Here is a 12,492-nt window from a genome sequence, read left to right on the forward strand (position 1 = left end):
GAGCCTGCGGCTGGCCGCGCCCGGGTCCGACCTGCGGCGGAGCGGAACAATCATCGGCTATTTTTGCCTACCTATTGACGAAAATATCCGGACATCAGCACACTGTCGGGCATGGAGGCACCCCAGCCATGACCGCACTGAGCGTCACCCAGAGACCCGGCGACCCGCCCGCTCCCCGCCGCCGCCGCGCCAAGCGGCCCGCCCGCGGGATCGTCCTGAACGTGGTCGCCGTCGCGGCCGGACTCGCCGCCTGGACCGGCCTGTCGGCCTCCGGCATCCAGGGCCTCACCGGCCCCGTCGACGTCGCCGTGCGCGGCGCCGAGCTGATCGCCGACGGCACGCTCACCGCCGACCTGCTCGCCAGCCTGCGCCGCGTCTTCACCGGCTTCGCGCTCGGCACCGCGCTGGCCGTCCCGGTCGGCTTCCTGATGGGCTGGTACGCCACCGCCCGCGCCCTCATCGAGCCCTACGTGCAGTTCTTCCGCACGATCCCGCCGCTGGCCATCATCCCGCTGGCCATCCTGCTCATGGGCATCGGCGAGACGCCGAAGGTCTTCGTCATCTTCCTGGCCGCGTTCCTGTCGAGCGTCGTGGCGACGTTCCAGGGCGTGATGGACGTCGACAAGACGCTCATCAACGCCGCCCGCGTGCTCGGCGCCTCCGACCGGGTCATCTTCCTCAAGGTCGTGGTGCCCGCCTCCACGCCGTTCATCATCGTCGGCATGCGCGTCGGCCTCGGCGCCGCCTGGGGCACGCTGGTGGCCGCCGAGCTCATCGCCGCCCAGGAGGGCCTCGGCTACCGCATGCAGCAGGCCCAGCTCTACTACGACCTGCCCACCATCTTCGTCGGGCTGATCAGCATCGGCGTGCTCGGCCTGCTGATGGACCGGCTGCTCCAGCTCGCCGAACGCCGCCTCACCGGATGGCAGGAACGCCGATGACCACCAAGATCTCCTTCCGCGGCGTGTCGAAGACGTTCGCGCTCAAGGACACCGACTTCCTCGCCCTCGACCGCGTCGACCTGGACATCGCCGACCAGGAGTTCGTCACCGTCGTCGGCCCGTCGGGCTGCGGCAAGAGCACGCTGATGAGCATGGTCGCCGGCCTCGTCGAGCCCGGCGACGGCGAGATCCTGCTCGACGGCGCCCCGGTCGCCGGCCCCGGCCCCGACCGCGGCGTCATCTTCCAGCAGTACGCGCTCTTCCCCTGGCTCACCGTGCGCAAGAACGTCGAGTTCGGGCTGGACCTGGCCCCCATCCCCGCCGAGGAGCGCCGCGAACGCGCCCGGCGGGCCATCGACCTGGTCGGCCTCACCGACTTCGCCGACGCGCTGCCCAAGACGCTGTCCGGCGGCATGAAGCAGCGCTGCGCCATCGCCCGCGCCTACGCGGTCAACCCGAAGGTGCTGCTCATGGACGAGCCGTTCGGCGCCCTCGACGCGCTCACCCGCGTCCAGCTCCAGGACCAGCTCCTGGACACGTGGAGCCAGGAGCGCCGCACGGTCATGTTCATCACCCACGACGTGGACGAGGCCGTCTACCTGGCCAACCGCGTCGTCGTCATGGCCGCCAGGCCCGGCCGGGTCCACCGGGTCATCGACGTGGACCTGCCCTACCCGCGCACCGAGGAGATGCGGCTGTCGCCGGAGTTCGCGCGCATCCGCAACGAGGTGTGGCACTCGGTCTACCACCAGGCCCCGGCGGCGTAGCCGCGATCGCCCGTCCCGCGCGGCTCAGTCGAGCGTGAAGTAGTCGGGCCCGGCGTAGCGGCCGGTGGTCAGCTTCTCGCGCTGCATCAGCAGGTCGTTGAGCAGCGAGGAGGCGCCCAGGCGGAACCAGTCGGGCGAGAGCCAGTCGGCGCCGGCGGTCTCGTTGACCAGGACGAGGTTCTTGATGGCGTCCTTGGTGGTGCGGATGCCGCCGGCGGGCTTGACGCCGACCTGCCGTCCGGTGCGGTCGCGGAAGTCGCGCACGGCCTCCAGCATGATCAGCGTCACGGGCAGGGTGGCGGCCGGGGCGACCTTGCCGGTGGAGGTCTTGATGAAGTCGGCCCCGGCCAGCATCGCCAGCCAGGACGCGCGGCGTACGTTGTCGTAGGTCGCCAGCTCGCCCGTCTCCAGGATGACCTTGAGGTGGGCGGCGCCGCAGGCGGCCTTGACGGCGACGATCTCCTCGTAGACCTTGACGTAGTCGCCGGACAGGAACGCGCCGCGGTCGATGACCATGTCGATCTCGTCGGCGCCTGCGGCCACGGCGAGGGCGGTGTCGCTGACCTTGACCTCCAGCGAGGAGCGCCCGCTGGGGAACGCCGTCGCCACGGAGGCGATCTTGACGCCGGAGCCGGCCAGCGCGGAGGCGGCCACCGCGACCAGGTCGGGGTAGACGCACACGGCGGCCACGCGGGGGGCGTCACCGCCGGGGTGCACGGCCTTGGTGCACATGGCCCGGACCTTGCCGGGGGTGTCGGCGCCTTCGAGCGTGGTGAGGTCGACCATGGAGATGGCCAGGTCGATGGCCTGGGCCTTGGCCGTCGTCTTGATGGACCGGGTGCCGAGCATCGCCGCCCGCTGGTCGGCGCCGACCCGGTCGACGCCGGGCAGTCCGTGCAGGAAGGCCCGCAGGGTGGCGTCGGAGGCGGCGACGTCGGTGAGCGAAGTAGTCACAGTTGACACCTCCACAGCATCGCCGACCAGGTGCCTTACTTCCAAACCAGGGCCATACCTAGACGTCCCGGGAGCCCCGGTGAGGCAGGAGATAAGGCATCCAGCCGATGTGGGACGGGGGGCCTTAGCGCGAATCTTGAGTATGTCAGGAAAGAGAACGACATCTCATAGGAGATCACCGTGAACGCGGAAATCGAGTTCCAGCTCATGAAGAGTCACGCCAACGAGCTTCGCGAGGCGGCGGCCAGGCACCGCCGAGTACGCGAGGCGCTTCAGGTCAACAAGTCCGAGCGCCGCTCGGTCTTCGGCAAGCGCCGCTCCTCATGACCGCCCCACGAGTGCCCGGCCGCAACCTCCCTCGCGGCCGGGCCTCACAGCCTCCATGAACGGGTTTCACGCCCCCATAAAAGCGTCGAAAGCAACAGATAAGGCATGACATGCTGGATGACATGCTGGGACGTTCGGTCAGCCCCGTCTTCGTCGGGCGCGAGGAGGAGCTGGCGGAGCTCCGCGAGGCGCTGGACGAGGCCCGCAAGGGAAACGCCACGGCGGTGCTCCTCGGCGGCGAGGCCGGTGTCGGAAAATCCCGGCTTCTCCAGCGCTTCTCCGAACAGATCGCGGCCGACGGCGCCCGGGTGCTGTTCGGCGGCTGCGTGGAGCTGTCCACCGAGGGCCTGGCCTACGCGCCCTTCACCGCCGCCCTCCGCCAGCTAGTCAGGGAACAGGGCGCCGACCGGATCGCCGCGCTGCTGCCCGACGGGGCGGCCCGCGACCTGGCCCGCCTGCTGCCCGAGTTCGGGGAGCCCAGCGCCGACGGCGAGACCGGAACCGGCCGCGCGCGGCTCTTCGAGCAGTTCCTCACCCTCCTCGAACGCCTGGCCGACAGCCACCCCACCGTGCTCATCATCGAGGACGTGCACTGGGCCGACCGCTCCAGCCGCGACCTGATCGCCTTCCTCAGCCGCAACCTGCGCATCCCGCAGGTGCTCATGGTCATGACCTACCGCTCGGACGACCTGCACCGGCAGCACCCGCTGCGCCCGGTGCTCGCCGAGCTGGGCCGGGTCAGCGGCGTGCTCCGGCTGGACCTGCCCCGGCTCTCCCGCGACGAGGTCGCGCAGCAGATGACCGGCATCCTCGGCAGCGCCCCGCACTACACCAGCGTGGAGAAGGTCTACGAGCGCAGCGAGGGCATCCCGCTGTTCGTCGAGGCGATGCTCGAGAGCGGCACCGACTGCACGTTCCCCGACTCGATGCAGGATCTCATCCTCGGCGCCGTCGAGCGCCTGCCGGAGGAGACGCAGCGGGTGCTGCGCGTGGCCGCCGCCGGCGGCATCCGCGTCGGCCACGCGCTGCTCGCCGCCGTCAGCAACCTCTCCGACCTGGAGCTGGAGGCCGCGCTCCGGCCCGCCATCGCCGGCAACGTGCTGCAGATCGCCGACAACCGGGCGTACGTGTTCCGCCACGCCCTGATCCGCGAGGCCGTGCACGAGGAGCTGCTGCCCGGCGAGCACCAGCGCCTGCACGCCCGCTACGCCGAGGAGATCTCCAAGGACCGCAAGCTCGTCCCGCCCGGCCGGGCCGCCGTCGAGCTGGCCCACCACTGGTACGGGGCACGCGCGGACGTCGAGGCGCTGGTCTCCGCGTGGGAGGCGGCCAAGAAGTCGTTCATGGCGTTCGCGTACACCGAGGCGGTGCCGCTGCTCGAACGCGTGCTCATGCTCTGGGACCGGGTGCCCGACGCCGCCGAGCGGATCGGCGCCGACCACATCGCCGTGCTGGAGAAGGCGGCCAAGGCCGCGCAGGCGGGCGGCGAGGTGGACCGGTCGGTCAAGTTCACCAAGGCGGCCCTGGCGGAGCTGGACGAGACACGCGAGCCCGGCCGGGTCGCCAGCCTGATCGTGCACTGGGCGAACCTGAAGATCTCCAAGGGCAAGACCGGCGTCGTGGAGGACCTGCGGCGGGCGCTGAAGCTGGTGCCGGAGCCGGGCCGGGCCAGGGCCGAGGTGCTGATGCCGATGAGCCGGCACCTGATGCTGCGCGGCGAGGCCGCCGAGGGCGCCATGTACATCGACGAGGGCCTGCGCCTGGCCCGCGAGCTCGGTGACCGGTGCCTGGAGGCCGACCTGCTGATGAACCTGGCGCTCGGCCACTCCCTGTCGGGCGACGTCGAGGCGACGATCTCCACCAACCTGCGCGCGCTGGAGCTCGGCCGGGAGCAGAACTCGGGCCGGGTGATGATCCGGGCGATCGGCAACAACATCGACGCCCTGCTCGACAGCGGCCGGGCCGACGAGGCGCTGAAGCTGTGCGAGGAGGGCTGGCAGGTCGCCAAGCGCTACGGCAGGCTGCGGGCCAGCGGGCTGTTCATCCTCAACAACTGGGCCGAGGCGCTGGAGGCGGTCGGCCGCTGGGACGAGGCGCTCGACACCGTGGAGCGGGCGCTCAGCTTCAGCCCCGCGCTGCGCACCCGCCACCACCTGCTGCGCGTGCGCGCCGACATCGCGCTCGGCCGGGGCGAGGTGGAGCCGCTGGAGGCCATCCTGTCGGAGATCGGCGTGCTCAAGGAGCGGCCTGAGGACTTCGTCCAGGACATCACCAACAGCACCCGGCTGCACATCGGCTGGCACATGCTCAGGAACGAGCACAGCGCGGCGCTGGAGGTGGCCGAGGGCATCCTGGCCCGTCCGGCGCAGTCGAGCAAGGCGATGCTGGGCTGGCGGCTGCTGGCCCTGCTGCGCACGGTCTGCGACGCGGCCGAGGTCACCGAGCCCGCCCGCGCCCGTGCCGTACGGGAGCACGCCGCCGAGGTGGCCGCGCACCTGTCGGTCGCGGGGCCGGTCGCGAAGGCGTACAAGCTCACCTATTCCGGTGACTTCGACGCCTCTGCCGCCGCGTGGGAGCGCCTCGGGCGCCCGTACAGCCAGGCCAAGGCACTGACGCGGGCGGCCAAGGCGGCGGCGCTGTCCGGCGACCGCGACGGCGCCGCCACCCGGCTGGCGGTGGCGCTGCCGCTGGCGGAGGGGCTGCGCGCGACCCCGCTCATCGAGGAGATCGCGGCGCTGTCCCGCCGGGTCGGCGGCGTCCAGCGGGCCCAGGAGCCGTCCGAGCTGCTCACGCCGCGCGAGCTGGAGGTGCTGCGCCTCGTGGCGCTCGGCCGGACCAACCGGGACATCGCGGCGGAGCTGTTCATCTCCGCCAAGACGGTCTCCGTGCACGTCTCGAACATCCTCGGCAAGCTCGGCGTCACCACCCGGGGGGAGGCGGCCGCCGCCGCCCACCGGCTGTCGCTGCTGACTCCCTAGACGAACGCGTCGGCCAGCAGGACGACGCCGAACACGGCGAACGCCGCCGCCGCGCCGTAGCGGATGGCCTTCTCCGGCAGGTGCCTGCCCAGCATCCGCCCGACCACGATGGCCAGGGCGTCGGCCGCGACCATGCCGACCGTGGAGCCGATCCAGGTGCCCAGCCAGCCGTGCTGCGTGGCCAGCGTGATCGTCGCCAGCATGGTCTTGTCGCCCAGCTCGGCCATGAAGAACGCGACGGTCACCGCGATCAGCGCGTTGCGGGTGGTGGTCTGGGCCTTGCGCGACTCCTCGTCGGTCAGCTCGTCGCCGCGCAGCGTCCACACGGCGAAGCCGAGGAAGGCGATCCCGGCCACGACGGCGATCGCCGTGGTGGGCAGCGCGTCGCCGATCAGGCCGCCCACGGCCACGCTGACCAGGTGCACCGCCGTGGTGGCGATGGTGATGCCGGCCAGCACGGGCCAGGCTTTGAAACGGGTGGCGAACGTCATCGCCATGAGCTGGCTCTTGTCGCCCAGCTCGGCGATGAAGATCGCGACCAGGCTGATCCAGAACGCTTCCAACGGTCCTCTTCCGCGCGACCGGACCGCGAGCGTGCGCCGGGGGAAGTTTTCGGGCACGGCCTCGGCCCGGCAGCGTCTTCGTACGCGACTGCCAGGCCGAAGGTCTCGTCCGCCCGTGAAGGCCCGCGTGACCGGGCGCGGCAGGCCGCGCCAGTGTGTCGATCACGCGATTGGGACTACTCCCCCTCGGTGTTTCCGAACCACCATAACAGCCCCGCCGTACGGGCTATTCCCGGGGCTCAGAGCGCGCAGCCGACCATCACCGGCTCGTTGACGAGCGACACCCCGAACTTCTCGCGCACCCCGTCACGCACCTCCCTGGCCAGCGCCAGCAGGTCGGCGGTGGTGCCGAGGCCGTCGGGGTTGGTCAGCGCGAGCGTGTGCTTGGTCGAGATGCGCACCGGGCCGCGCCCGTAGCCCTTGGGGTAGCCGGCCTGCTCGATCAGCCAGGCGGCCGGCACCTTGACCGTGTCGCCGTCGTGCGGCCAGCTCGGGTGGCCGGGCGCGCGCGCCGCCAGCTCCTCGGCCTCGGCCGCCGTCAGGATCGGGTTGGTGAAGAACGATCCGGCGCTGCGGGTGTCGGGGTCGTCCGGGTCGAGCACCATGCCCTTGCCGCGCCGCAGCGCCAGCACGGCCTCACGGGCGTGCGCCAGCGGCACCCGCTCGCCGAGCGCGACGCCGAGCCGTCCGGCCAGCTCCTTGTACGCCACCGCGCCCGACCTGTCGGAGAGGTCCAGCGCGTACGTCACGGCGAGCACCACGTGCCGCGACAGATCCCGTTTGAAGGCGCTGTCACGGTAGGAGAACCCGCACTGCCGCGCCTCGATGTCGACGACCTGCCGGGTCAGCCGGTCGTAGGCGCGCACGCACCGGACCGTCTGGGCGACCTCCTGGCCGTAGGCGCCGACGTTCTGGATCGGGGTGGAGCCCACCAGGCCGGGGATGCCCGACATGCACTCGATGCCCGACCAGCCCTCCGCGACCGCCCGCGCCACCAGCGGGTCCCAGTCCTCGCCGGCCTCGGCGGTGACCAGGACCTGCTCGCCGTCACGCGACACCGTCACGCCCCGGGACGCCACCCGCACGACCAGCCCGTCGAACCCGGCGTCGGACACCACCAGGTTGCTGCCGCCGCCCAGCACCAGCGTCGGCCTGCCCTGCCGGTCGGCCTCCGCGACCAGGGAGACGAGCTGCTCTGCCGTGGCGGCCTCGACGAACTCGCCGGCGGGACCGCCCAGACCCAGCGTGGTGTAAGGCGCGAGCATCTCCATGAGCCACAAGCTTATGAGCGTTCCCGGGTGCCCGCCCCCCGGGTGTGCCGGGTGGGAGGTTCGGGTCAGCCGGCGGGCAGGTCGTGCTCGTGGCGCTGCCGTACCGGCAGGTGCTGGTCGGGGACGACCAGCTCGCCGCGCAGCGCCAGCGACAGCTCCAGGTCGCCGTGGCGGCCGTCCTGGGCGTCCTCGGGGAAGACGCCCACGGCGGCGGCCCGCCGTACGGCCATCAGGCCGCCGCCGAGCGCCCGCACCTTGCCCGGCGACGCCTGCCGCCAGCCGGGCGGCGCCTGGTGCGGCCGGGGCCGCTCGGACGTGACCTCGACCACCGGGGCCCGCCCCTCGGGCAGCGGCTCCCAGCCCTGCCGGCCCGCCGCCACGGCGCCGTCCTTGACGGCGGCCACCAGCGGCGCGAGGGCGTCACCTTCGAGGACGAGGGAGGTGTCCATGAGGACGTGCACCTCGGCGGTGTCCAGGTGGAGCAGCTTGGCCCGGCACGCGCCCCACGTCGCCGTGCCGTCGCGCCACTGCGAGGTCTCGGCCACGTGCCAGACCTTGACCCGCTCCGGGTCCCGCTCGGCCAGCTCGTCGAGCACGTCCCCGGCGCCGGCGACGTTGCCCAGGTCGATGGCCAGGACGGCGGCGCCGGTGTGGTCCAGGACCGACTGCACGCAGGCCCGCACGTCGTCGGGCCGGCCGTCCACGACCAGGCCCACCGAGGCGGTCACGTCCTTGGTCTCCATGCGCAGCCGTTCGGCGTTGACGCCCAGGTCGTCCATGCGGTTGGTGGCCAGGGCGCCGTCCCAGGTCCGCTGGGCGTGCAGCATGCTGTCGTCGGGCGCGCCGTGCTGCCCGGGGTCGCCGGAGAAGCCGAGCTCGGCGGCCGGGTTCTGGCGCGCGCCCCGGGGCCTGGCCCCGGCGGTGCCGACGCCGGTGGCGGGCCCCTTCCGCGCCGGGCCCGCACCCGCCGCACCGCCCTGGTCGCCTGCGCCGCCTGTCGTGTCGCGGCCGGTGCCGACGGTGCCGGCCACCTCCTCCAGGCGGGGCGGCCGGAGGTGGCCGGGCGGCCGGTCGTCGGTCACGGCGGAGACGGGGATGGACTGCACGGTGGGCCAGACGTTCGCGGTCATGGGCTCACGCGTACCCGAGAGCCGCCCGGCCAGTCATCACGGGCGCGTCAGGCGAGCTGGACGACCGCCCGGGCCTTCGACAGCACGCGGGCGTCGCCGGAGCGGGCCGTGAGGCCGACCACCACCCGCTTGTCGGGCAGCTTCTCCTCCACGACCCCGCTGACCGTGATCGTGGCGCCCTGGTCGTCGTCGGGCACGACCACCATCGAGGAGAACCGGACCCCGTAGTCGACCACCGCGCCTGGATCGCCCACCCAGTCGGTGACGAACCGCCCGGCCTGCGCCATCGTGTACATGCCGTGCGCGATCACGTCGGGCAGGCCGACCATCTTGGCGAACCGCTCGTTCCAGTGGATCTGGTTGAAGTCGCCGGACGCGCCCGCGTACATCACCAGGTTGAGCCTGCGCACGCCGTAGTCCACGGCCGGGATCTCCTGGCCGACCTCGACCTCGTCGTACTGCACCGTCGCCGTCATGTCAGGCCGCCCCTCCGCGCTCGACGATCGTGTTGTACGTGGTGCAGACCGGCTCGCCCTCGACCGTGGTGACGTCGCTCCTGACGGTCAGCAGCTCGTTGCGCCCGGCGCTGCGGATGTCGGTGATCGTCGCGGTGACCACGAGCCGGTCGCCGGCGTAGACGGGGCGGACGTACTCGAAGCGCTGCTCCCCGTGGACGACCATGGCGAAGTTCAGGCCGAGGTCGGGGTCGGCCAGCGCCTCGCCGCCGCTCTGCAGGCTGAACACGATGGGGAACGTGGGCGGCGCGATCACGTCGGGATGTCCGGCGGCCCGCGCCGCCTCCCTGTCGCGGTAGACGGGATTGTTGTCGCCGATCGCTGCCGCGAACTCTCTGATCTTGACCCGGCTGACCTCGTACGGGGGGCCGGCAGGGTAGCTGCGTCCCACGAAGTCACGGTTCAACGCCATCAGCGCTCCCTCGCATGTGTCACCGAGCGTCGTTGAGCCAGACGGTAACAGAACAAGGTTCGGCTGTCGCCGGGATGACCGGCATTTTGCCCATGAAATGCGCCGGACACGACGAACCGGCGCCCTGTCAGCAGGACGCCGGTTGTGCGTTATGGGGAGGCAGGAATGCTGCCCGGCGAGAACTAGCGGGTCTCGCGGTGCGCGCGGTGGCAGCGGCAGTTGGGGCAGTACTTCTTCAGCTCAAGCCGATCCGGGTCGTTGCGCCGGTTCTTCCGCGTGATGTAGTTGCGGTGCTTGCACTCCTGGCAGGCCAGCGTGATCTTCGGCCTAACGTCGGTGGCAGCCACTTGGGAGTGCCTTTCTACGTTCGGGACATGGACACGCCCGTCCCAGGTCAGGTGACCTGGGGAAGGGCAGTAGCGGAGGCCGGACTTGAACCGGCGACACAACGATTATGAGCCGTTTGCTCTGCCTGACTGAGCTACTCCGCCTTGAGCCGGTAACGACCCGGCCCCGTAGAGGATACCCGACACCGGGAGCACATTCGTAACTCGCCTGGTCGAGCGGGTGACCCCAGTATGCCTCAGAATCACCGGTGAACCTAAATGAATAAAGCCTCACCTTGCGGTGAGGCCCGTCACAGCTGGAGCCCCCAAACGGAATCGAACCGTTGACCTTCTCCTTACCATGGAGACGCTCTGCCGACTGAGCTATAGGGGCCTGTCCGGCGCTGCGGACAGGTGTAACCATACACGGCGCTCAGCGATGATGCGAACTCGTCCGCCCTTCCACCGCCTCGGCCGGGACCCGGGCCGCGGGCAGCCGGACGACCTCGCACAGATCGGCCAGATCGACGTGGCGCGCGACCTCCGCGACCGACAGGCAGTCGGCCACCAGCCACCCGTTGCGACGCACCCGGAGCACCTGCCGCCCCGCGCGCAGGGCGAGCACGATCTCGAACCCGTCGCCACCTACCCATCGCCTGTCCATAGCGGCACACAGTAGCCTCCGGGTCTCTCAATTTCCGGTACGTGACCCGCGTTACACGCCATACCGGATCAGTACCGGTAGAACCCGAGGAAGCCCTTCACCCGGGAGACGGGGTCGACCCGCACGACGGCGCCGGTCTCCGGGGCGTTCATCATCCGGCCCCCGCCCAGGTAGACGCCGACATGGCGGGTCTGCTTGACGCTCCTGCCGAAGAACACCAGATCACCGGGCCGCGGCCGGGCGACCCGGCGCATGCGGCGGATGTGGTCGTCGGTGTTGCCCGGCCCGAGCACGTCCTCGCCGTGCGCCAGCGCGTACACCCAGCGGGTCAGCCCCGAGCAGTCCAGCCCGCGCGTCCTGGCCGCCGGGCAGGGCTTGATCTTGCCCTCGTAGCCCAGGCAGGTGCCCTTGGACGGCCCCGGCTCCTCGGCGTGGCCGCCGCCCCACGAGTAGACGATCCCGCGCTTCTCGACCGCGTACGCGATCTCCACGATGCGCGGCAGCACGTACCGCCTGATCGGGACGGAGGCCGTGGCGACCAGCAGGACGAGCACGACGGCGAGGGCGAGCCGGCGCCTGCCCGACAGCCTCACCCCGGCCTACCTCGCCCGCAGTTCCAGCTCCGCCGAGCCGACCGTGAACTTGATGCCGACGACGCCCTTCGACTTCGACGGCTTGGTGGCGAAGGTGAACGTCCGCTTCTGGCCGCGCGCGATCTCGGGGATGGCGCAGCGGATCGCCGTGCCGCTGAACGTGCAGCCCGAGGTCGCCTTGACGACGCGCATGCCGCCGAAGGTCCGGCCGGACACCTTGACGTTCGTGACCGGGTGGGGGCCGGTGTTGGCCACGGTCAGCGTGAAGCTCTTGCGGCTGCGCGCCTTGCCCGAGACCGTGACCTCCGCGGGCGGGTTGGCCAGCGCCTTGAGGTCGGCCTCGGTGCCGTTGAAGGCGTTCTGCCCGCCGGCCAGCGTGCCCTTCTCGGCCGACTGCCAGAACGTGTGCTTCTCCCAGCCCTTGGGCAGCTCGCCAGGATCGGCTCCCCAGCGGGCGATCCAGAGCGGGTGCGCCTTGAAGGAGGCGCTGTCACCGGTGCACGTGCGCCACCAGCTCGTGGTGGTGTAAATGATCGCGTTGCGCCCGGTCCGCTGGCGGTATTTCTTCGTAAAGTCCTTGATCCAGGCGACCATGTCTTTCGCGGTCAATCCATAGCAGCTGTTCTTGCCGTTGCGCTCTTTGTATGGATTGTCCTCAAGATCGAGCACACCGGGCAGCGTCATCCCGTCGCCGGTCCACGCCCCGCCGTTCTGCACGAAGTAGTCGGCCTGCGCGGCCCCGCCCGACTCGTGCGGCTGGGCGAAGTGGTAGGCCCCGCGCACCAGCCCGGCCGCCGCCGCACCGTCGTACTGCGAGGTGAAGTGCGTGCTCCGGAAGTCGACGCCCTCGGTGGCGAGCACGAAGGCGAACTTCCCGCCTCCCGAGGCCACCGCCGGCCAGTCGACCTCCGCCGTCCAGTTGCTGACATCGACCCCGGGCACCCCGGAGGCCGCCTGGGCGGGACCGGCCATGCCGACCACCGCGGCCACCGCGACCAATAACAGACGTTTCACCTGCGAGATCATCCCGGAGCCCGGCATAATCCCGCAA

At 71.3% G+C, this 12,492-nt stretch carries 14 protein-coding genes and 2 tRNA genes; 4 read left to right on the forward strand and 12 right to left on the reverse strand.

Annotation, left to right across the window (positions count from 1 at the left end; translation table 11 throughout):
* The first annotated feature begins 128 nt into the window (after positions 1-128).
* Entirely contained in the window at positions 129-941 is an 813-nt protein-coding gene (locus AB0G11_RS07140) for an ABC transporter permease (RefSeq protein ID WP_219514456.1), read from the forward strand.
* On the forward strand, positions 938-1,708 hold the full coding sequence (locus AB0G11_RS07145; RefSeq protein ID WP_357584503.1) for an ABC transporter ATP-binding protein: 771 nt from the start codon (positions 938-940) through the stop codon (positions 1,706-1,708). The genes AB0G11_RS07140 and AB0G11_RS07145 overlap by 4 nt, the downstream gene beginning before the upstream one ends.
* Positions 1,709-1,732: 24 nt before the next feature.
* Here AB0G11_RS07145 and deoC read toward each other — a convergent pair whose 3' ends face one another.
* Complete coding sequence (deoC, locus tag AB0G11_RS07150) at positions 1,733-2,662, reverse strand: deoxyribose-phosphate aldolase (protein WP_219514453.1); 930 nt, start codon at positions 2,660-2,662, stop codon at positions 1,733-1,735.
* Positions 2,663-2,842: 180 nt separating this feature from the next.
* Here deoC and AB0G11_RS07155 point away from each other — a divergent pair, with 180 nt between their 5' ends.
* Both AB0G11_RS07155 and AB0G11_RS07160 read left to right on the forward strand, forming a co-directional pair.
* Positions 2,843-2,989 (forward strand): hypothetical protein, encoded by a 147-nt coding sequence (locus tag AB0G11_RS07155; protein WP_219514451.1) that lies wholly within the window; start codon positions 2,843-2,845, stop codon positions 2,987-2,989.
* A 122-nt stretch (positions 2,990-3,111) separates the two neighbouring features.
* A complete protein-coding gene (locus AB0G11_RS07160) occupies positions 3,112-5,967 on the forward strand; it encodes an AAA family ATPase (RefSeq protein ID WP_357584505.1) in 2,856 nt (951 codons plus the stop codon).
* Here the strand turns inward: AB0G11_RS07160 and AB0G11_RS07165 are convergent.
* From AB0G11_RS07165 to AB0G11_RS07215, 11 genes are all read right to left on the reverse strand, one after another.
* A complete protein-coding gene (locus tag AB0G11_RS07165; RefSeq protein ID WP_219514441.1) occupies positions 5,964-6,530 on the reverse strand; it encodes a TMEM165/GDT1 family protein in 567 nt (188 codons plus the stop codon). The genes AB0G11_RS07160 and AB0G11_RS07165 overlap by 4 nt on opposite strands.
* Before the next feature lie 239 nt (positions 6,531-6,769).
* Positions 6,770-7,795: a UDP-N-acetylmuramate dehydrogenase gene (locus AB0G11_RS07170; protein WP_357584950.1), complete on the reverse strand. Its 1,026-nt coding sequence runs from the start codon at positions 7,793-7,795 to the stop codon at positions 6,770-6,772.
* A gap of 71 nt (positions 7,796-7,866) precedes the next feature.
* Positions 7,867-8,931, reverse strand: a complete 1,065-nt coding sequence (locus tag AB0G11_RS07175; RefSeq protein ID WP_219514439.1) for a hypothetical protein — start codon at positions 8,929-8,931, stop codon at positions 7,867-7,869.
* Between the two features lie 47 nt (positions 8,932-8,978).
* A complete protein-coding gene (locus tag AB0G11_RS07180; protein ID WP_219514437.1) occupies positions 8,979-9,407 on the reverse strand; it encodes a MaoC family dehydratase in 429 nt (142 codons plus the stop codon).
* A 1-nt stretch (position 9,408) separates the two neighbouring features.
* Entirely contained in the window at positions 9,409-9,858 is a 450-nt protein-coding gene (locus AB0G11_RS07185; protein WP_357584507.1) for a MaoC family dehydratase N-terminal domain-containing protein, read from the reverse strand.
* Positions 9,859-10,040: 182 nt separating this feature from the next.
* Entirely contained in the window at positions 10,041-10,205 is a 165-nt protein-coding gene (gene rpmG, locus AB0G11_RS07190; protein ID WP_019632658.1) for a 50S ribosomal protein L33, read from the reverse strand.
* A gap of 70 nt (positions 10,206-10,275) precedes the next feature.
* Positions 10,276-10,349 (reverse strand) — tRNA-Met (locus AB0G11_RS07195).
* A 153-nt stretch (positions 10,350-10,502) separates the two neighbouring features.
* Positions 10,503-10,578 (reverse strand) — tRNA-Thr (locus AB0G11_RS07200).
* Positions 10,579-10,617: 39 nt separating this feature from the next.
* Positions 10,618-10,848, reverse strand: coding sequence for a transposase (locus AB0G11_RS07205; RefSeq protein ID WP_219514427.1), 231 nt, complete (start codon positions 10,846-10,848; stop codon positions 10,618-10,620).
* Positions 10,849-10,916: 68 nt separating this feature from the next.
* Positions 10,917-11,441: an NlpC/P60 family protein gene (locus tag AB0G11_RS07210; protein ID WP_357584509.1), complete on the reverse strand. Its 525-nt coding sequence runs from the start codon at positions 11,439-11,441 to the stop codon at positions 10,917-10,919.
* Between the two features lie 6 nt (positions 11,442-11,447).
* Positions 11,448-12,455 carry a GH25 family lysozyme gene (locus AB0G11_RS07215; RefSeq protein WP_357584511.1) on the reverse strand — a complete coding sequence of 336 codons (1,008 nt, stop codon included), beginning with the start codon at positions 12,453-12,455 and terminating at the stop codon, positions 11,448-11,450.
* Positions 12,456-12,492: the final 37 nt, after the last annotated feature.

This window comes from Nonomuraea sp. NPDC023979 (assembly GCF_040639085.1).
Taxonomy (GTDB): domain Bacteria; phylum Actinomycetota; class Actinomycetes; order Streptosporangiales; family Streptosporangiaceae; genus Nonomuraea; species Nonomuraea ceibae.

Coding starts and splice junctions, on each gene's coding strand:
- AB0G11_RS07140 (WP_219514456.1), top strand. CDS start 129: ATGACCGCACTGAGCGTCACCCAGAGACCCGGCGACCCGCCCGCTCCC.
- AB0G11_RS07145 (WP_357584503.1), top strand. CDS start 938: ATGACCACCAAGATCTCCTTCCGCGGCGTGTCGAAGACGTTCGCGCTC.
- AB0G11_RS07160 (WP_357584505.1), top strand. CDS start 3,112: ATGCTGGGACGTTCGGTCAGCCCCGTCTTCGTCGGGCGCGAGGAGGAG.
- AB0G11_RS07170 (WP_357584950.1), bottom strand. CDS start 7,795: ATGCTCGCGCCTTACACCACGCTGGGTCTGGGCGGTCCCGCCGGCGAG.
- AB0G11_RS07175 (WP_219514439.1), bottom strand. CDS start 8,931: ATGACCGCGAACGTCTGGCCCACCGTGCAGTCCATCCCCGTCTCCGCC.
- AB0G11_RS07180 (WP_219514437.1), bottom strand. CDS start 9,407: ATGACGGCGACGGTGCAGTACGACGAGGTCGAGGTCGGCCAGGAGATC.
- AB0G11_RS07185 (WP_357584507.1), bottom strand. CDS start 9,858: ATGGCGTTGAACCGTGACTTCGTGGGACGCAGCTACCCTGCCGGCCCC.
- AB0G11_RS07205 (WP_219514427.1), bottom strand. CDS start 10,848: ATGGACAGGCGATGGGTAGGTGGCGACGGGTTCGAGATCGTGCTCGCC.